A 587-nucleotide genomic window follows, 5' to 3' on the forward strand; every position below is an offset into this window, starting at 1 on the left:
AAATGCATCTAATGCACCTAATGGCTCATCCATCAATATAACGTTAGGCTTATGCACATGCGCTCGACATAGTGCCACACGTTGTTTCATACCCCCGGACAGTTGCTCGGGAAAATGCTTTCCCCTGCCTTCTAAATCAACTAATTTAAGCTGTGCGTTAATCTCTTCATCACTAATTTTCTGTCGAAATCCAATCCTAATGTTGTCATTAATCGTTTTCCATGGCAGCAAATTATGATGTTGAAATAGCATTAAACAATCTGGAGACGGCTGTTGTTTAATTTCGTTATCAATAATGACACGTCCAGATGATGGATGAATAAATCCACCGATGATATTGAGTAAAGTAGACTTTCCGCAACCACTTTTTCCTATGAAAGTGACTATTTCTCCTTTGCTAATGTCCAAATTAAAGTTATGAATTACTTTATGTGATCCAAAGTGATGTTGTAATTGTTGTATTTTAATCATGACAAGCCCCCTTTTAATCCCTACTATTTTAATAGGAATTAAGTGTATATCTAAAGGGCTATGCCAAACACAGCCCTTATATCGTGAATTGTTATATCTATAGATGATTATGGTTT

At 35.9% G+C, this 587-nt stretch carries 1 protein-coding gene; it reads right to left on the reverse strand.

The genetic code is table 11. The annotated features are described in order from the left end of the window. Positions 1–471 (reverse strand): ATP-binding cassette domain-containing protein (locus tag IDG60_RS21355; RefSeq protein ID WP_206161176.1); only part of this gene is annotated, 471 nt, incomplete at its 3' end. Positions 472–587: the final 116 nt, after the last annotated feature.

Source organism: Staphylococcus sp. EG-SA-2 (assembly GCF_017152085.1).